Origin of the sequence: Pseudarthrobacter sulfonivorans, assembly GCF_014712225.1 — a bacterium.
Taxonomy (GTDB): Bacteria; Actinomycetota; Actinomycetes; order Actinomycetales; family Micrococcaceae; genus Arthrobacter; species Arthrobacter sulfonivorans.
This window is the reverse complement of the sequence record NZ_JACXBW010000030.1, coordinates 1-16,887: the sequence shown is the minus strand read 5'-3', so window position 1 is coordinate 16,887 and position 16,887 is coordinate 1. Positions and strand designations below refer to the sequence as shown.

18 protein-coding genes are annotated in these 16,887 nt (G+C 65.2%); 7 read left to right on the top strand and 11 right to left on the bottom strand.

The window, feature by feature from the left end; all coding sequences use genetic code 11:
- Window positions 1–61: 61 nt before the first annotated feature.
- Window positions 62–535, bottom strand: coding sequence for a MarR family winged helix-turn-helix transcriptional regulator (locus IAQ70_RS22215; protein WP_190992124.1), 474 nt, complete (start codon window positions 533–535; stop codon window positions 62–64).
- Between the two features lie 177 nt (window positions 536–712).
- On the opposite strand from IAQ70_RS22215, the gene IAQ70_RS22210 reads away from it, so the two are divergent.
- Together IAQ70_RS22210 and IAQ70_RS22205 are read left to right on the top strand one after the other, a co-directional pair.
- Window positions 713–1,420 (top strand): molybdate ABC transporter substrate-binding protein, encoded by a 708-nt coding sequence (locus tag IAQ70_RS22210; protein WP_190992123.1) that lies wholly within the window; start codon window positions 713–715, stop codon window positions 1,418–1,420.
- A 122-nt stretch (window positions 1,421–1,542) separates the two neighbouring features.
- Window positions 1,543–2,184 carry an NADPH-dependent F420 reductase gene (locus IAQ70_RS22205; protein ID WP_190992122.1) on the top strand — a complete coding sequence of 214 codons (642 nt, stop codon included), beginning with the start codon at window positions 1,543–1,545 and terminating at the stop codon, window positions 2,182–2,184.
- A 92-nt stretch (window positions 2,185–2,276) separates the two neighbouring features.
- Here the strand turns inward: IAQ70_RS22205 and IAQ70_RS22200 are convergent, their stop codons facing one another.
- The 4 genes from IAQ70_RS22200 to IAQ70_RS22185 form a co-directional block, all read right to left on the bottom strand.
- Entirely contained in the window at window positions 2,277–3,965 is a 1,689-nt protein-coding gene (locus tag IAQ70_RS22200; RefSeq protein ID WP_190992121.1) for a long-chain-fatty-acid--CoA ligase, read from the bottom strand.
- Window positions 3,966–3,969: 4 nt separating this feature from the next.
- Window positions 3,970–4,503 (bottom strand): hypothetical protein, encoded by a 534-nt coding sequence (locus IAQ70_RS22195; protein ID WP_190992120.1) that lies wholly within the window; start codon window positions 4,501–4,503, stop codon window positions 3,970–3,972.
- Window positions 4,504–4,589: 86 nt separating this feature from the next.
- A complete protein-coding gene (locus IAQ70_RS22190; RefSeq protein WP_190992119.1) occupies window positions 4,590–5,090 on the bottom strand; it encodes an SRPBCC family protein in 501 nt (166 codons plus the stop codon).
- A gap of 12 nt (window positions 5,091–5,102) precedes the next feature.
- The gene (locus IAQ70_RS22185) at window positions 5,103–5,435 is read right to left on the bottom strand and encodes an ArsR/SmtB family transcription factor (protein WP_190992118.1); all 333 of its coding nucleotides are present in this window, start codon (window positions 5,433–5,435) and stop codon (window positions 5,103–5,105) included.
- Window positions 5,436–5,581: 146 nt separating this feature from the next.
- On the opposite strand from IAQ70_RS22185, the gene IAQ70_RS22180 reads away from it, so the two are divergent.
- The 3 genes from IAQ70_RS22180 to IAQ70_RS22170 all read left to right on the top strand — a co-directional run bounded on the left by IAQ70_RS22180 (window position 5,582) and on the right by IAQ70_RS22170 (window position 8,007).
- Window positions 5,582–6,427 carry a CPBP family intramembrane glutamic endopeptidase gene (locus IAQ70_RS22180; protein ID WP_190992117.1) on the top strand — a complete coding sequence of 282 codons (846 nt, stop codon included), beginning with the start codon at window positions 5,582–5,584 and terminating at the stop codon, window positions 6,425–6,427.
- Between the two features lie 221 nt (window positions 6,428–6,648).
- Window positions 6,649–6,846, top strand: coding sequence for a hypothetical protein (locus tag IAQ70_RS22175; protein WP_190992116.1), 198 nt, complete (start codon window positions 6,649–6,651; stop codon window positions 6,844–6,846).
- A gap of 204 nt (window positions 6,847–7,050) precedes the next feature.
- Window positions 7,051–8,007 (top strand): zinc-binding dehydrogenase, encoded by a 957-nt coding sequence (locus tag IAQ70_RS22170; protein ID WP_190992115.1) that lies wholly within the window; start codon window positions 7,051–7,053, stop codon window positions 8,005–8,007.
- 104 nt (window positions 8,008–8,111) lie between these two features.
- Here the strand turns inward: IAQ70_RS22170 and IAQ70_RS22165 are convergent, their stop codons facing one another.
- Window positions 8,112–8,891 carry a 1,6-dihydroxycyclohexa-2,4-diene-1-carboxylate dehydrogenase gene (locus IAQ70_RS22165; protein ID WP_190992114.1) on the bottom strand — a complete coding sequence of 260 codons (780 nt, stop codon included), beginning with the start codon at window positions 8,889–8,891 and terminating at the stop codon, window positions 8,112–8,114.
- A gap of 49 nt (window positions 8,892–8,940) precedes the next feature.
- Window positions 8,941–10,314: an MFS transporter gene (locus IAQ70_RS22160; protein ID WP_223860552.1), complete on the bottom strand. Its 1,374-nt coding sequence runs from the start codon at window positions 10,312–10,314 to the stop codon at window positions 8,941–8,943.
- Window positions 10,315–10,677: 363 nt separating this feature from the next.
- Between IAQ70_RS22160 and uraD the strand changes: the two genes are divergently transcribed.
- Window positions 10,678–11,175, top strand: coding sequence for a 2-oxo-4-hydroxy-4-carboxy-5-ureidoimidazoline decarboxylase (gene uraD / locus IAQ70_RS22155; protein ID WP_190992113.1), 498 nt, complete (start codon window positions 10,678–10,680; stop codon window positions 11,173–11,175).
- The gene (uraH, locus tag IAQ70_RS22150; protein WP_190992112.1) at window positions 11,172–11,513 is read left to right on the top strand and encodes a hydroxyisourate hydrolase; all 342 of its coding nucleotides are present in this window, start codon (window positions 11,172–11,174) and stop codon (window positions 11,511–11,513) included. Before uraD ends, uraH begins: the two co-directional genes overlap by 4 nt.
- Before the next feature lie 162 nt (window positions 11,514–11,675).
- Here uraH and IAQ70_RS22145 read toward each other — a convergent pair whose 3' ends face one another.
- The 4 genes from IAQ70_RS22145 to IAQ70_RS22130 all read right to left on the bottom strand — a co-directional run bounded on the left by IAQ70_RS22145 (window position 11,676) and on the right by IAQ70_RS22130 (window position 16,579).
- Window positions 11,676–13,184, bottom strand: coding sequence for a cation:dicarboxylate symporter family transporter (locus IAQ70_RS22145; protein WP_190992111.1), 1,509 nt, complete (start codon window positions 13,182–13,184; stop codon window positions 11,676–11,678).
- A 220-nt stretch (window positions 13,185–13,404) separates the two neighbouring features.
- A complete protein-coding gene (locus IAQ70_RS22140; protein ID WP_190992110.1) occupies window positions 13,405–14,172 on the bottom strand; it encodes an SDR family oxidoreductase in 768 nt (255 codons plus the stop codon).
- A 25-nt stretch (window positions 14,173–14,197) separates the two neighbouring features.
- Window positions 14,198–14,968, bottom strand: a complete 771-nt coding sequence (locus tag IAQ70_RS22135) for an aspartate/glutamate racemase family protein (protein WP_190992109.1) — start codon at window positions 14,966–14,968, stop codon at window positions 14,198–14,200.
- Between the two features lie 42 nt (window positions 14,969–15,010).
- Window positions 15,011–16,579 carry an NCS1 family nucleobase:cation symporter-1 gene (locus IAQ70_RS22130; protein WP_190992108.1) on the bottom strand — a complete coding sequence of 523 codons (1,569 nt, stop codon included), beginning with the start codon at window positions 16,577–16,579 and terminating at the stop codon, window positions 15,011–15,013.
- Window positions 16,580–16,887 lie beyond the last annotated feature (308 nt).

Sequence of the window (16,887 nt, the reverse complement as noted above, 5' to 3'; positions counted from 1 at the left end):
CCGGAAAAACCGACATTAAGTGAGAGAGCGTCCCTGCACGACGGCGGCGGCGGCGGGCGGCCTACTCGGGATCCGCCAGGATGGAGGCCAGGCGCTCCAGGGCCGGCAGGCTGGCCGCTATCTGCGCCCGCTCCGCCGGCAGCAGCTTGGAGCTGGCCGAAGCGAGGGCCTCAGCCCAGGCCCCCTCAAGCACAGTCCTGATGCGCAGCGCTTCGGGCGTGGGATGCAGCACCACATACCGCTTATCGGCTGCATCGCGGGTGCGGGTCACCAGCCCCAGCGCCACCAGCTCCCGCAGCTGCGCACTCACGTTGCTGAGCTGCCGGCCCAGCCGCGCTGCCACTTCAGCCACCGTAATGCCGGGGTGCCGTTCGATGACGCGCACAATGTCCAGCAGCCCGCTGGACAGCGGCAGGACGCCGGTCCCCTCATGGGATTTGCGCCGCACTTCAAAGGAAACATCCAGGATAGCGACGGCCAGATCGCGGTGCACTGCAGGACTGGCCCGCTGTTCAGGGGGGTCAACACTTGCCATCCCCCAAGCATAGAGGCGGCTAGTCAGCCAGCAGGAAGCGCCATCATCAGCCGACCCCTGGACGGGAAATGCGCGTAGCGGCGCCGCCGGAGGCGGCCTTCATAAGTAGCCGTGCGGGCTACCGCCGGGTAAGTCTTGTGGGAGCGCGCACCACTTTTGACTACCGTGAGGACTCCGATGAACACCCAAGCTGCCAGCCACGACCCCCGGCCCCTCTCGCTGTTCTGCGCCTTTGCGCTCAAACAGGCCGTGGAGCAAACCGTTCTTCCCGCGTACATCGCGGCAGGCGGACCCCACGTCGAGGCGGTGTTCGAGCCCACGTTCCGCCTGCTGACCAGGATCGAGTCCGGCGCCCGTCCGGACGTGATGGTGGGGATCACCGGCACCCTGGCGGACCTTGCTGCAGCGGAGATCGTGAAGGACACCAGGCCGGTCGCCCGGACAGGAGTGGGCGCGGCAGTCCCGCCGGACGCCCCGGCTCCGGACATCAGCACGGTGGACACCTTCATCAGCACGGTCACCAATGCCCGTTCGGTGGCCTACTCCCGCAGCGGACCCAGCGGCATCTACTTCGCCGGACTGCTGGAACGGCTGGGGATTGCAGACCAGGTCACCGCCAGGGCCACCGTGGTTGATTCCGGGCCAACCGCCGTGGCACTGCTGGATGGCCGCGCGGACCTCGCCATCCACCAGCTCAGCGAGCTGATCCTCGTCCCGGAGGCCACCATCATAGGCCCGCTCCCGGAAGCCATTCAGGAGTACACCTACTTCTCGACGGCGCTGGGCACCCCGTCGGGGGCCGCCGGGGCCGCGGAGCTGCGCGACTTCCTGCACGGCCCTGAAGCACGCGCGGCCTACGCCGCAAACGGGTTGGAAGTTCTTTAGCAAAAGCTTGACGCTTCAACTTTTTGAGCGTACATTTAGTTGTAGCTTCAAGTGGTAATCCTCCAGCAGAACAGAATCTGATGAAAAACCTCCTCGCCCGCCTTTTCGGAAAGAAGAACACCATGACTGACATCACGATCATCGGCAACGGCAACATGGCCCGCGGCATCGCAACCCGTGCCCTCGCCGCAGGAAAGAACGTCGAGATCCTGGGTCAGGACGCCGCCAAGGCGCAGGCACTGGCCAACGAACTCGGAGCAAACGTTAAGTACGGCACCACGGCGAGCGCGCCGCAGGGCAGCATCGTGATCCTTTCCGTTCCCTTCGACGCCGCCAAATCCCTGGTCACCGCCTACGGCGACCAGTTGGCCGGCAAAACGGTTGTGGACATCACCAACCCGGTCAACTTCGAAACCTTCGATTCCCTGGTGGTGGCGCCCGGGTCATCGGCTGCCGAGGAAATCGCAGCACTGGCCCCGGCCGGCGCCAACGTGGTCAAGGCTTTCAACACCACCTTTGCCGGCACGCTGGTGGCGGGCGAGTCCGCCGGCCAGCCGCTGGACGTCTTCATCGCGGGTGACAACCCGGATGCCAACCAGGCCGTCAGCAGCTTCGTCAGCGCCGCCGGCATGCGCCCGCTGGTGGTGGGCCCGCTCAAGCGCTCCCGCGAACTCGAGGGCTTCCAGTTCGTCCTCATGACCATGCAGGCCAACCCCGAATTCGCCGACTTCAACTGGGACACCGGACTCGCGGTCACCAAGTAGAACCAAAAACAAAAGGCAAGGGCACGACGCGCGGGACCTCCCGGCGTCGTGCCCTTAGCTTTTGTGTCCCGGAGACCTTAAGCTCCGGTTCCTCAGAGCTGCGGAAGGACCTGGTCCCGGACCTGCCTTCGGAGGATTTTTCCCAGCATGGAACGCGGCATGTCCTGGATTTCCACAATCCGGCGCGGCACCTTGTAGCCGGCCAGATGTTCCCGGCAATGGGTGCGAAGGGCTTCCTCATCGAGGGATGTGCCGGGTTCAAGCTCAACGGCGGCGGCCACCAGTTCGCCGCCCCGTTCCAGCGGCTTGCCGATCACGGCGGCGTCCTTCACGTCCGGGTGGAGCCGCAGGACGGACTCCACCTCACTGGGTGAGACGTTGAAGCCGCCCGTAATGATCAGCTCTTTCGCCCGGTCCACCACCGTGGCAAAACCGTCGGCATCCACCGTGACGATGTCGCCGGTCCGCAGCCAGCCGTCCGCGGTAAGGGTCTTTGCCGTTTCCTCCGGGTTGTTCCAGTAGCCCTGGAAGACCTGCGGGCCCTTGATCAGCAGCTCCCCCTGCCGGCCGGGCTCCACCTCCGCGGCGGGGTCGTCCGGCTCCACCACCTTCATCAGCGTGGACGGGAACGGTACGCCGATGGTCCCCGGCCGCCGGCTCGGATGGAAGGGGTTGCCCAGCGCCACCGGTGAGGATTCGGTCATGCCGTAGCCCTCCACCAGCAGGCCCCCGGACACCGATTCCCAGAGCTCCACCACGTGGTCCGGCAGGTTCATCGCCCCGGAGATGCAGTATTTGCAGGAGCGCAGGGAGATGCCCTTTTCCCTGGCCGCCGTGGCGGTGCGCTCGTAGATCGGCGGCACGGCGCAGTAGACGGTGGCCGGTGACTTCTTCATGGCGGCGAGCACCAGATCGGTGTCGAACTTGGGGAAGAGCACCAGCAGGCCCTGTTTGCGGATGCCGAAGGTGAGGTACAGGGTCATGCCGAAGGCGTGGAACATCGGCAGGATGGCGTAGAAGACCTCCCTGCCGTACTCGGCCCCCTGCATCCAGGCTTCCCCCTGGAGGGCATTGGCGTAGAGGTTGAAGTGGGTGAGCATGGCGCCCTTGGGGCTGCCGGTGGTCCCGGAAGTGTACTGGATGACCGCGAGGTCCTGCACCGAGGGCCGCGGGTGTGCCGGGTCAATCCGGCCGTGGCCCAGGAGCCGCTTCCACGGCATGGTGCCGGGAGCCGGGGCGGTCAGGGATGCCTTGGTTTCGCGCAGTTTCCCCACCGGCAGGCCCAGTGCCAGGCGCTTGACGGCGGGGAACGCTGCCAGCAGGTTCACCGAGACAACGTGGTCAATCTCGATGTCTGCCGGGAACTCCCGGATGGCGGCGGCCGCCTTGTCCCAGGCGATGACCACCCTGGCCTGGTGGTCCTCAAACTGGTGGCGGAGCTCCCGGGAGGTGTACAGCGGGTTGTGTTCCACCACCACGGCGCCGAGCCGAAGTACCGCGTAGAAGGCCACGACGTGCTGCGGGCAGTTCGGCAGGATCAGAGCAACCCGGTCGCCGGCCCGCACGCCCAGCTGCCGGAGGCCCTCGGCGGCACGGTCTACCTGTTCCCCGAGCTCGGCGTAGCTGGTTCGCCGGCCGAAGAACTCCAGCGCCGGGGCCGTGCCGGCTTCGGCCACGGAGCGTTCCAGCATCGCTGTCAGGGACTCGGTTGGCAGGTCGATCTCAGCCGGCACGCCCGGCTGGTAGTTCTTCACCCACGGCTGGACAGCGATCTCCTCCATGGCGTCAGGCCTGCCCGAAGCTGAGCACACGCCCGGCCGCGGTCCATCCCGAGGCCAGGTAGCGGTCCGCCTCGTCCGGGTCCACGATGAGGATCAGCGTGTGGGCGCCATGGAGGTAGGCCTCCTCGGCGAGGGTGGCCAGCAAGGCCGGTTCGTAAGCGTCCCTGCCCTGCGGGGTCTCGAAGCGGAGGTTGCCAATGACCGCCGCTGTCTCGCCCACACTGATGCGCCCGCCGCAGACCGGATGGTCGAACACAGAGATCTCGGCGACGTCGTAGTCCTCCATGGGAGCCGAAGCCACCTGGGCGTTCTCCGGGAGGGAATGGGCTGCGGCAATCTCAGCCGTGCCGGCCGTCAGGAGGACCTGTTCGCCGACGGGCTGAAGCCCCCGTTCCCGCGCTTGGGCCCGGGCCTCGGCGGCATCCGCTTCCCCTTCTGCTGCGATGAGAACAGCGGAACCGTCGGCGGCCGGCCCGGCCCCGCGGACACGGCCCCACAGAACGGCCCATTCGCTGAGATGCTCCTGCAATTCGGACATGTTGGCGCTCCTCGACTCGACGACGGCGGTTCATGTCGATTCTTGCACCACCGCCCCGCCGCCCCTAAACGCGCGGGCCCCAGCCGCTAGACCGCACGGGTAGGCGCTGCGAGGACGGCGTCGATCTGCCCTGCGGCCTCCCTCATGCCTTCCTCCATGCCCATCTTGAGGATCTCCTCCATCTGCTCCTCGGATTCGAAGGTTGACATGATGGTCATCCGGGTCCGGCCGCCGATATCTTCGAGGTCCACGGCGGCGTGGCCGACTCCCAGGGCGTCCACGGGTGAGCCGGACTCATCGGCGAAGCCGTCATCGAATTCGAGCTTCCGCGGCGCGTCGATGGCGGTGAACTTCCACCATCCGCGGGCCTTGTCGCCTTCGGGCCCGGTCATGTAATAGCTGGCCTTCCCGCCGGGCTGGAAATCAAAGCCGTCGAACGTGGCGGGGTACGTGGGCGGGCCCCACCAGCGCTCGAGCTGCCGGGGGTCCTCCCAGATCTGCCAGACGCGTTCGACGGCGGCGTCGAACTCCGCGACGAGGGTGAGACTGAGTGCCTCGAGATTCTTGGTGGTACTGATAACAGGCATTGCCGTACCTTCCTATCCTTCAGCCAGAATGTCCGCGATCCGCCCGGCACGCTGCCGCCAGATCGCCTCGTACTCATCGAGCAGCCGGCGGGCCTTCGCCAGACCTTCGTGATTGCCCCGCACGATCTGCTCCCTTCCGCGCTTCTCCTTGGTGACCAGGGAAGCGCGCTCCAGCACCGCCACGTGCTTCTGGACGGCGGCGAAACTCATGGCGTACAGCGCAGCGAGGCCGGAGACGGAGTACTCCGCCACGGTCACCCGCCGGACGATGTCCCGCCGGGTGGCATCCGCGAGGGCCTGGAACAGGCGGTCAACGTCCGCATCACTGAGCTGATCTACAACCATTTGGTTGTACGATACGCCCGGCCCCGGTCCGGTGTCAACGGGGTCCCCGGGGACGCCGCCGCGACATGGCACCCCGGACGTAAGCTGAAACCAGCACCGCAGCTGAAACCAGCACCGCCAGCCCGAGTCCGTCCGCGGAGGCCAGCATGAGCCAGCGCTCAAAAACAGAATCCGCAGCCGCACCCGGCGCCACCACAGAGCCGGGCGGCACGTCGCTGCGGCTCATCCCGGCAACGCTGGTATCGGCGTCGGGCTTTATGCTCTTTGTCCGGGAAGACCGGCTCATCGGCTTGATCCTGCTGGCGGTCGCCCTGGTGCTGGCCGGGTTCATCAGCCGCAGGCTGCTCATCGACCTCGCGCTCATAGGAGTGGGGCTGACGGCCATGAGCGCCGTCCCCATCACCACGGACATCAGCACCGGGCACATGCTGGTCATGGGTACGGCCATGATCCTGGCTGTCGGCATTCCGTACATGGTCGCCAGGTTCGCCACGAAGGACCATGCCATCACCTTCCCCGTCAGGAGCGGCCAGCCGTGGACTACGGCCGAGAAGTGGTACCTGCCGGTCGCCCCATTACTGGGGTACACGGTGCTCCCGGTTTACATGATCGGTACGGGCGTCTACCGGAACTGGCCGGCCGTGAGCGATCCGGAGGGCATTGGCCGGCTGTTCCTCGGCACCAACGCGCTGGGCATCTGGGATGAGCTGTTCTTCATCTGCACCGTGTTCACCCTCCTGCGCAGGCATCTCCCGGACTGGCAGGCCAACCTGCTGCAGGCGGTCCTGTTCACGTCATTCCTGTGGGAACTGGGGTTCCACGCGTGGGCGCCGTTTTTCATCTTCCCGTTTGCCCTGCTGCAGGCGAAGCTTTTCACCATAACGCGGTCACTGACGTACATCGTGGCCGTCCACCTGCTCTTCGACTTCGTGCTGTTCCTGGTTTTAGTGCACGCCCACAACCGCGCGTGGATCGATATCTTCCTCTACTGAGAGCACACTCCGGCGCGCGAAAAGGTGGCGTAACACGCATGCGACACGAACGTGCAATCGATCACACTTTCGCCGTTTCGGTTGTCAAATCCCCGGCTCACCGTGAACCATGAATAGGGGGCCACGCTCCCCGCACACCTGAATCAGCAATCCTCACCGACGAGGATGCGGCCCTTTCAAGGACGACCCGGCCGTCAACTGCATGAGCGAAAGTACTGACAATGACGTTTGAATCCAGCCACTCTGTATCCCTCAAAATCTGGGACCGGTCCGCAATTGACCACACACTCGACGCCGCGGCACAGGACCTCTCGGTCAAGGCGAATACCACCAAATGCCGCATCGCGGTCCACGCCAGCGGCCCCAACACCTTCACGCTGAGCGTCCGCAGCGACGACCGCCAGCTCGCCACCGCCTAAACAGCTCCGCAGCACAACAGAAGCGGACGACCGCCGGAACCTCCCTGGGTTCCAGCGGTCGTCCGCTTCTTTTTTGTGCCCGCGGGACTCCGCATGACCGTTGGGTCACATCGGGGACCCCACCGCTCGAAAGAGGGGTATGGTGGATATCGGTGCATGCATATGCATGAAGTTATTTGATGGATCGACGAAGGAGAATGCCCCGTGAAGGCATGGCAGTTCAACGGCACTAACAACCCACTGGAACTCAACGAAGTCGCGGAACCGGCTGCCGGTCCGGGCCAGGTCGTCGTCAGCGTCAAGGCCGCCGGCGTGTGCCACTCCGACGTCACCGCCCTCGACGACGCAGGATGGATGCCGCTGTTCCCCGAACTCCCCCGCACCATGGGCCACGAAAATGCCGGCGTTATCACCGAGGTCGGCGAAGGCATGGACCACTGGAAGATCGGCGACCGGGTAGGGCTCTCCCCCGTCATGAGCGACGGCGACGCCATCGGCTACGGCAAGTGGAACGGCGGGTTCGGCCCCAAGCTGCTCGCCACGGACGACAACCTGGTGAAGCTGCCGGACGAGGTCACTTTTGAACTCGGCGCCATGGCAACGGATGCAGGGCTCACCGCGTACCACGCCATCATGGCCGTCGGCGGAGCCAAGGTCGGCATGAAGGTCGGCGTGATCGGCCTCGGCGGCCTCGGGTACATCGGCGCCCGCGTCGCCGTGCTGGCCGGAGCCGAGGTGTACGGCGCCGAGGTGAATCCCGAGACGCAGAAACTGGCTGGCGAAATCGGGCTGGCCGGAGTTGCGGACTCCATCGAAGCTTTCAAGGACAAGAAACTGGACCTGATTGTTGATTACGCCGGTTTCGGCACCACCACGGCAGCCGCGCTTGAGACGCTCGCAGAGTTCGGAACCCTGGTGCAGGTAGGCATGGGACGCCTCGAGTCCACCATCAACACCTACCCGCTGATCATCAACCAGCTCTCCATCAAGGGCTCCAAGTCGGGCACCAAGGAGGACCTCGAAAACCTCTACGCCCTGATGAAGTCCGGCCAGCTGAACCCGCCGATGAACCTGATCACCCAGGCGGACATCCCCGACGCGATCGACAAGCTGCGCAAGGGCGGTGTGGTGGGCCGCTTCATCGCGATGTACGAGGGCTAGCACCCTCGGCAACACGCCGAACCTGTACAACTGCACCACAGAAGCGGACGACGCCGGGAGTCCCGCCGTCGTCCGCTTCCGTTTGCGCCCCAAAGGCAGTGGCGCTAGCCCTGGTCCCCGCCACCCACCGGAAGGACGGTGCCCGTGATGTAGCTGGCGTCGTCCGAGGCCATAAAAAGGATCGGCGCGGCCTGCTCGGCGAGCGTCCCGTAGCGCTTGAACAGGGTGCTCTCGGTGGTCTGGTCCACGATCTCCTGGTACCACACGGCTTCCTGCGCGGACTGCTCGTTGGGGTTGCGCGGCACCTTCCGCGGCGGGGCTTCCGTGCCGCCGGGCGCGGTGGCCACCACGCGGATGCCCTTGGACGCGGCTTCAAACGCGAGCGACGCCGTCAGGGCATTGACCCCGCCCTTGGACGCCGCGTACGGCACGCGGTTGCGGCTGCGGGTGGCGATGGAGGAGACGTTGACGATGACGCCGGCACCGCGCTCCACCATGTGCGGCAGCGCGGCCCGGCAGCACCACAGGGTCGGGAAGAGCGAACGCCGCACTTCGGCCTCGATCTCGTCCGCCTCGTAGTGTTCAAACGGCTTGGCCCAGATGGTGCCGCCCACGTTGTTGATGAGGATGTCGATCCGCCCGAACTCCGCCATGGCATAGGCCATCAAATCCGTGGCGCCGGCGTAGGTCTCGAGGTCGCAGAGGAAATGCCGGGAGGTTGCGCCGCCCGCAGCGATTTCCGCAGCCACCTCCGCCACCAGGTCCGACCGGTCGGCCAGCACCACAGTGCCGCCCTCGGCGGCAACCTGATGGGCGACGACGGCCCCGATGCCTTGGGCGGCTCCGGTCACCACCACAACTTTGTCCGTAAAGCGCATCGCCATGTGTCCTTCTTTCGTATTCTTTGTAGCTTGCCTGTGCGTCTCCGCCCGCCTAAAGGGCGGCTTCGCGATCCAGCGCTGCGGCCGGTTCGCTTTCAGCCTCTACCGCGGCGGCGGCAACCGAGTTGCGCACCAGCAAAGTGGCCAGGGCGGCGAGCACCAGCGGCACAGCCAGTGTCATGAAGTAGCCGGAGGCACCGAACCCGGCGAGGATAAGCCCGCCCAGGGCTGAACCCACGATGGACCCGAGGCGGCCGATTCCGATGCCCCAGCCCGTGGCCGTGGCTCGCAGCTGGGTGGGGTAGGCGTTCGCGATCAGGTAGTTCAGGGCCAGCTGTTGGCCGCCAATACCGAATCCCGCCAGGCCGATCAGGATAAACACCAGGGCGAAATTGGATCCGGCCAGGCCCAGGCCCAGCGCCACGAGGATCCCGGCGCCGAACATGACCAGCAGCAGTTTCCGCGCGTTGACCTTCGGCAAAATCATGGACAGCGGGATGGCGAAGAGGATGAACGCGCCGTTGACGGTCACGGTGCCCATGGCGGCCTGAGAAGCTGCGAGCCCCAGCGTCTTCAGCGCCGTGGGCATCCAGAGGAGCAGCAGGTACCAGGCGATCCAGTTCAGCAGATAGGTGGCGAAGACGGCGATGGTGACCATCCGGTACTTCGCGGAGAACAGCGCGGCGATGGAGCTCCGTTCTTCCTTCCTGTCCTCGGTGACCAGTTCGGCGTCCGGATCTACCGGTGTTCCGGAGATGGCTGCCATGATTTTGCGTGCCTCAGCCTGCGCTGCAGGTGTGCGCTTGGTGGCAAGGAACACCGGGGATTCGGGGAGCAGCTTGAGGCAGACCAGGAGCAGCGCGAGCGGAAGCACGCCGCCCACCAGGAAGATGCCGCGCCAGCCCATGACGGGAAGCCAGGCCGCGGCCACCAGGCCGCCAAGCAGCGCACCGCCCGGCAGGCCAAGCAGCACGAGGGTCATAAACGTGCCGCGGCGGGACTTCGGGCTGAACTCCGCCGTCAGGGCGAGGAGTGCCGGTGTTGCACCGCCCATGCCGAGACCGATCAGGAACCGGAGGACGATGATCTGCTCCAGCGTCTGGGCGAAGGCGCCGGCCAGGGAGAAGACGCCGAAGAGGACCAGCGCCAGCAGGATCGTCTTCTTGCGGCCGATCCTGTCGCCAAAGGTGCCCAGTGTCATGGCACCTGCGCACATGCCGATGGTGCTGGCTGTGATGACCCAGGTCATGTCGGTGGCCTGCAGGCCGAAATCGTCGGCGATGGCCGGACCGATGAAGGCGATGGACTGGGTATCGAACCCGTCCAGCAAGGCGATCACGAAGCACAGTGCCACGACGGACCAGCGCTTCACCCCCATGGGCGTGTTGTCGATAACGTCCTGGACGTTATAGGCGGCTTTAGTCAACGGTGACTCTCTTTCACATGGTTCTGGGCATGGGTTGCCGAGGGGGCTTGGGTGGCCGAGGAATTGCGGTGGCGGACAACTGCAGCAGGATCGGCCGTGTGCCGGGTATCACGTCCGCGACATCGGCAACCTTAGGACATAAATTGAGCAATGAAAAATACAAATTAGGCCTCGATTGAGACCTTAGATGTCCGAATCCCGCTCGCGGGCCTTGGGGCAGCCAAAACACTGCGCCGCCGGTTGACAGCACCAGGGCTGTGCGGTTGACTTTTACACATGCTGAAATAACAGTTCCACGATGCGATATGGAAATAACCGCATAGCCTACACCGTGGATGCCAGCATCGAATATTAGGATCTGTTATGCACCTTGAACAGTTCAATGCGGTCAGCCGCACCGAGGCCGGCGATTTCCTGCGCCCCTGCCTGGACATCCAACGCTGGATCGACGAGCTCGCCGACGCGCGGCCCTATTCCACTCCCGGAGAACTCCTGACGGCCGGCCGCAACGCCGCCAACCCGTTCACCAGTGCCGAACTTGACGCAGCGCTCGCCCACCATCCGCGGATCGGCGAACAGGCTCGGGGCGACAGCGCCGAAGCCAAGCTGTCCCAGTCCGAACAGGCCGGGCTGGGCGTGGCCGATGCCGCCGTCGCCCTGGCGCTGGCGGAAGGAAACAGGACCTACGAGGAGAAGTTCGGCCAGGTCTTCCTGATCCGCGCCGCGGGCCGCAGCCGTGAGGAGATCCTGGCCGCCCTGAACACCAGGCTCGCCCACACTCCCGAACAAGAACAATCAATCATTGGCCAGCAGCTGCGGGAAATCGCAGTACTCCGACTCGAAGGGTTGCTCAGCAAATGACCACCTCCCATGTCACCACGCACGTGCTCGATACCGGCTCCGGCAAACCGGCGGCGGACGTCCCGGTCACCCTCAGCGTTCTCGACGGTAAGGGTTGGGCGCAGATCGCCGAAGGCCTCACCGACGAGGACGGGCGCGTCAAACAGCTGGGACCGGACCGCCTGGCCACCGGGACGTACCGCCTGGCCTTCGACACGGGCAAGTACTTCGCCGCCAGTGGCACCGAAACCTTCTTCCCGGAAGTGACCCTCACGTTCGGCGTGGTGGAGTCGGAGGCCCATTATCACGTGCCGCTCCTCTTGAGCCCGTTTGCCTACTCCACCTACCGGGGCAGCTGAGCCGGCCTTTCAGCCCGACCATCTGCACGTCTTCGGTGAGCGATCCAGCGGCACTGCCGCTGAATCGCGGTTGTGTCCCGCAAAGCACGGAACCCCGCCCTGTCAGGAGCGGGGTTCCGTGCTTTGCGCCGACGTGCCGGCCCGGGATTTCGGGAGCAGCTGTTACTTCCCGTGCCCTGAGTCGGAAGACGCGTCAGGCGCAGCAGCGGCGTGGGTGGGCCGCCTCATGTGGAACTCGGGGATCTCCTCCGGGTTCGGGCCGCCGCGGAACTTGGGGGACGGTTCCTGGCCGCCGCTGATCCGCTGTAGCTCCTGGTCCTCGAAGTCGTCCTCCACACCGAGCATGATGGCGGAATCGTGGTTGGTGATTTCGCCGCGGAATGCCCGGACCATCACGCTCCGGTCGAACTGGCCTTCCCACTTGGAGACGACGAAGGTGGCGACGCAGTTGCCCAGGAGGTTTACCACCACCCGCATCGAGTCCATCAGCCGGTCTGCGCCGAGGAGCAGGGCGACGCCGGCCACCGGGAAGATTCCGAGGGCGGCAGCGGTCGCGGACAGTGCCAGGAAGGACGATCCGGGAACTCCGGCCATGCCCTTGGACGTCAGGAGCAGGACTCCCAGGGCCGCCAGCTGCTGGCCAAGGTCCAGATGGTGTCCGAAGGCCTGCGCCAGGAAGAGGAGCGAGATCGAAAGGTAGATCGCGGCGCCGTCGAGGTTGAAGGAGTAGCCGGTGGGGACCACCAGGCCGGTAGTGGCGCGGGAGCAGCCCGCGTTGGTCAGTTTGGTCATGATGCGCGGCATTACGGCCTCGGTGGAGGCGGTGCCAAGTGCCAGCAGGAACTCCTCGCGGGTGTACTTCAGGAAGTGCCAGAGGGGAACCCGGGCGAAGCCCCAGGCCACGAGGAACAGCAGTCCGATGAAGATGATGGCCGCGCCGTAGCATGCGGCGATGAGCAGCGCATAAGTGCCGAGGGTATCGAGTCCGTACTGGCCGATGATGAACGCCATGGCGCCGAAGGCACCGATCGGCGCCACTTTCATGATCCAGGACATGATTTTGAAGATGAGCTCCAGGACGGTCTCCATGAGGCTGATGACGGGCATGCAGCGTTCGCGTCCGATGACCACGATGGCCGCGCCGAAGAACACCGAGAAGAACAGGACCTGCAGGAGGCTGTTGTTGGCGAAAGCGCCGATGACGCTGGTGGGGATGACGTCCAGGATGAAGGCCGCGGCGTCCTTGGGCACGGCGTGGCCGGTCTTGGCGTCCACGGCCTCCTGGGACAGCGTGCTGGGGTCGATGTTCAGCCCGGCACCGGGCTGGACGATGTTGCCTACGATCAGGCCAAAGACCAGCGCGAAGAGCGTGGCCGCGGTGAAGTAGAGAAGTGCTTTGACTCCAACCCTTCCGACCGCCTTGACGTCGCCTACGGCCGAGATGCCGGTGACGATCACCAGGAAAATCAGCGGCGCGATGATCATTTTGATGAGCTGGATGAAGCCATCACCCAGCGGCCTCAGTTGTGAGCCGAGGTCCGGCCAGAAATGTCCGATAAGAACACCTGCCACGACGGCGATCAGAATTTGGAAGAAGAGCGACCTATACAGGGGCTTCTTCTTCTGCGGGGCCGAACTCGCCTTCAGCGCCGCGGAATCTGGGATCTTCATTGATCTGTACCTATCAATCGGGAACAGCCCCGGAGATCGGGGTCTGTTTCCAACGTAACCCCGGTCACACTATTTCCGCAAGAGGAAAATCAAATTCCGCAATGTGAAAACTTAAACGCGGGGCTGCAGGCACGCAAAACGCCGCGATGCCGGCGGCCGCCCGCGGGTGAACCCCTCGGGCGGCCGTCCGCATCGCAGCGGAAGGGTAAGGATGCCGGCGCTAGCCGCGGCCGATAAACGGCATGCCGGCAGCGGTGATTATCACAGAGCCCACACTGGCCGACGGCGGCATGCCCGCCATCAGGAGCACGGCTCGCGCGGCGTCCTCCACGGGGAACATCGGCTCGACTTTTCGCGAGCCGTCGGCCTGGAGCGCGCCTGAGCCGACGCCGATGGCGTCCATAATGTCGGTGGCGGTATTGCCGATATCGATCTGGCCGCAGGTGATTCCGAAGGCCCTGCCATCGAGTTCAATACTCTTGGTCAGGCCCGTCATGGCGTGTTTGGTCACGGCGTAGGCCACGGTCCTGGGCCGGGGTGAATGCGCGGAAATGGAGCCGTTGTTGATGATCCGGCCGCCCTGCGGGTGCTGCGCCTTCATGGCCCGGACCGCGGCGGCCGCGCACAGCATGGAGCCGGTGAGGTTTACGGCAACGGTGGCGTTCCAGTCGGCGAGGCTGATCTCATCAACCGACGCGACGGGCCCAAAGACGCCGGCGTTGTTGAAGAGGACGTCCAGTCCCCCCCACCGCCGGAGCGTGGCTTCGAAAAGGCGCTCGACGTCGTCGGGCGCCGTGACATCGCAGGGCACCGGCAGTGCCTCCGGATGACCGTCCGCCGTTTCGAGCAGCTGCGTTTCCCGCCGCCCGGCCAGCGCCACCCGGTAGCCGTCGGCCAGCATCAGCCGGGCCACCGCCCGGCCGATGCCCGATCCGGCTCCGGTGACGACGGCGACCCGGGGGTCTGCAGGCGGGCGGGAGTTGGTCATGAGATGCCTTTCAGGACGGGTGCGGTCAGCCCGCCACGTCAGCGACGGCGGGGGTGGCGTCGGACGGTGCCGCCCCGGCGGACAAGGGCCAGCCTACGACAGTCTTCGGCCGTGGCGCCGCATAGGTGCGGACCTTGGACGTGGACAAACCCATGCGGACCAGGCCTTCGGCGATGGTCACCGCCGAGGCCACGCCATCCACCACAGGGACACCCGCGCGCCGCCGGATCGCCTCGTCGAGCCCCGCCATGCCGCCGCAGCCCAGGACAATGACCTCGGCCTTGTCCTCCCGGACAGCGATCAGCGCCTGTTCAATGATGGCCTCGACGGCCCGCTCCGGCTCCTCCTCGAGCTCCAGCACGGCCATCCCGCTCGCCCTGACCGACGCACACCTCGCGTCGAGGCCGGCCAGCTTCAGCCGGTCCTCGATCAGCGGAACTGCCCGGTCCAGGGTAGTGATCACGGAGTATTTATGGCCGAGGAACATCGCCGTCGAGGCGGCGGCCTCGGTGATGTCGACGACGGGCACGTCCAGGAGTTCCTGCAGGCCCTCCCGGCCGTGCTCGCCGTAGCCGGCCTGGATGACGGCGTCGAATGGCTCCGGGTACCTGAGGACCCGGTCCATCACGGCGATGGCGGCAAGGTAGCTTTCGAAGTTTCCCTCGCACGAATCCGCGCCGAAGCCGGGCGTCAGCCCCACGATCTCTGTCCCGGGCGCGGCGATGCTACGGGCCTGGGCGGCGATGGAATCGGTCATGGACTGCGTGGTGTTCACGTTGGCAACGAGGATGCGCATGGGTTCCTTTGGTGGTTCAGTGCGTCGGTGCGGGGCGGCGCGTCAGTGCGTGCTGGCGATGGCGATGGCTTCACCGTCAACGTCGTCGAACTGCTGCGCACGGTCCGCGATCAGGTAGTACGTCAGGGCACCCAGGCCCGCGCCGAAGAACCAGGCGAACGGGGCCGCGGCTTCGAGTGCGGGGACGAAAGCAATGAGGATCGCGACGGCGGACGCCGGCAGCAGCGCGATGATCGCTTTGGGATTGACGCCCTTTTTGTAGAAGTACGCGCCGGCCGGGCTTTCGCTGTAGAGCTCGGGGACGTTGACTTTTCCGCGGCGGAGCAGCCAGTAGTCGGCCATAACCACGCCGAACAGGGGCCCCAGCAGGGCGCCGAGGCCGCCGAGGAAGTACACAATCACCAGGGGGTTGTTGTAGAGGTTCCACGGCAGGATGAGCAGGCCGATTGTGCCGCTCACCCAGGCTGCCTTCCGGAAGTCGAGGTGCTTCGGGAAAAGGTTGGTGAGGGCGTAAACCGGTGCCACGAAGTTGGCCATCAGGTTCACGGCGATGGTCAGGATGAGGATGGCCAGGCAGGCAAGGACCAGGAACAGTGTGTTCGGAATGCTCTCCACAATGTCCGACGGCGTTTCGATGATGGTGCCGTTGATCTTGTACTGTCCGCCGGCCAGGACCACCACAATGGCGCCGAAGAGCAGCATGTTGATGGGGATGCCCCAGAAGTTGCCGCGGACGATCGACTTTTTGGACACGGCGGAGCGGGTGAAATCGCAGAAGTTCAGCACGAACGTGCCGTAGATGGACACCCACAGGGCCCCGCCGGCGAAGATGGTCCGCCACATCTCGCCGCCTTCCAGGCCGCGGATACCGGTCCACTGGATGGCACCCTTGGCCTCGATGAACACCCAGGCCGCGAGCAGCACCATGGTGAGGAGGATGACGGGCCCGGCGAACGCTTCATATTTGCGGATCATCTCCATGCCGAAGCTGACGATCACGAGCTGGACGATCCAGAGCGAGGCGAAGGCGATCCAGCCCAGCGTGGACAGGCCGAGGATGGAGTTGGTGTCCAGCCCATGCAGCGAGGGAACCATGGCCACGAGCATGACCCGCAGCACCACCGAGGCAAGGAAGGTCTGGATCCCGAACCAGGCCACGGCCACGGCGCCGCGCAGCAGGCTGGCGAGCTGGGCACCCCGGATGCCGAAGCTGATCCGGCTCATGACCGGGAAAGGCACACCGGTCTTTTGGCCCATAAAACCGGAGAAGCTGAGCAGGGCAAAGAGCAGAGCGGCGCCGATGGCCAGGGCCGCGAGGATCTGCCAGCCGCCAAGGCCCAGCGAGAAGAGGCCGACGGCGAACGCGTAGTTGCCGAGGCTGTGCACGTCATTCGCCCACAGGGTAAAGATGCTGTACCCGGTCCACCGGCGGCCCTGCCGCTTAGTCGGGGCGAGGTCCACGTTGTAGAGGCTCGGGCTGATGGCCTGGCCGGAGGCGGTGCTTGCTGCTTCGCACAGGGCGTCGATGCCCGTGGCGGGGTGGATCGGCTGGCCCGACAACACTGTCGGGGCGGGAGCCGGTTCGACACCGACTGGTGGAGTCGTGTGCATCTGGATCTCCAGTTCTGGAATTCCGCGGTGGTGAGCCTGATCAAAAGATCGCTGCTGTTATTCCACATCGCGAAATAAAGTTGTTGAATAGTGAAATAAGAGTATGAGCTGCATCACCCTCGGTCAAGGCTTGCCGGTCCGCGCAGCGGTCACAAACGGTTCGCAACGGAGATGGCGCCTACGGGCGGGCCTGACGGCCGGGTCGTGTTGACCAAGGCCCCACTAGGTCGATAATCTCGAAAGGCAAAATTATTTTCTCACAATACGAAAATAAGAGCCCAACATTCAATGATGAAAAGAGGCTGCCA

Coding starts and splice junctions, on each gene's coding strand:
- uraH (WP_190992112.1), top strand. CDS start 11,172: ATGACCACCTCCCATGTCACCACGCACGTGCTCGATACCGGCTCCGGC.
- IAQ70_RS22190 (WP_190992119.1), bottom strand. CDS start 5,090: ATGCCTGTTATCAGTACCACCAAGAATCTCGAGGCACTCAGTCTCACC.
- IAQ70_RS22180 (WP_190992117.1), top strand. CDS start 5,582: ATGAGCCAGCGCTCAAAAACAGAATCCGCAGCCGCACCCGGCGCCACC.
- IAQ70_RS22195 (WP_190992120.1), bottom strand. CDS start 4,503: ATGTCCGAATTGCAGGAGCATCTCAGCGAATGGGCCGTTCTGTGGGGC.
- uraD (WP_190992113.1), top strand. CDS start 10,678: ATGCACCTTGAACAGTTCAATGCGGTCAGCCGCACCGAGGCCGGCGAT.
- IAQ70_RS22135 (WP_190992109.1), bottom strand. CDS start 14,968: ATGCGCATCCTCGTTGCCAACGTGAACACCACGCAGTCCATGACCGAT.
- IAQ70_RS22200 (WP_190992121.1), bottom strand. CDS start 3,965: ATGGAGGAGATCGCTGTCCAGCCGTGGGTGAAGAACTACCAGCCGGGC.
- IAQ70_RS22185 (WP_190992118.1), bottom strand. CDS start 5,435: ATGGTTGTAGATCAGCTCAGTGATGCGGACGTTGACCGCCTGTTCCAG.
- IAQ70_RS22175 (WP_190992116.1), top strand. CDS start 6,649: ATGACGTTTGAATCCAGCCACTCTGTATCCCTCAAAATCTGGGACCGG.
- IAQ70_RS22205 (WP_190992122.1), top strand. CDS start 1,543: ATGACTGACATCACGATCATCGGCAACGGCAACATGGCCCGCGGCATC.
- IAQ70_RS22130 (WP_190992108.1), bottom strand. CDS start 16,579: ATGCACACGACTCCACCAGTCGGTGTCGAACCGGCTCCCGCCCCGACA.
- IAQ70_RS22215 (WP_190992124.1), bottom strand. CDS start 535: ATGGCAAGTGTTGACCCCCCTGAACAGCGGGCCAGTCCTGCAGTGCAC.
- IAQ70_RS22140 (WP_190992110.1), bottom strand. CDS start 14,172: ATGACCAACTCCCGCCCGCCTGCAGACCCCCGGGTCGCCGTCGTCACC.
- IAQ70_RS22165 (WP_190992114.1), bottom strand. CDS start 8,891: ATGGCGATGCGCTTTACGGACAAAGTTGTGGTGGTGACCGGAGCCGCC.
- IAQ70_RS22210 (WP_190992123.1), top strand. CDS start 713: ATGAACACCCAAGCTGCCAGCCACGACCCCCGGCCCCTCTCGCTGTTC.
- IAQ70_RS22145 (WP_190992111.1), bottom strand. CDS start 13,184: ATGAAGATCCCAGATTCCGCGGCGCTGAAGGCGAGTTCGGCCCCGCAG.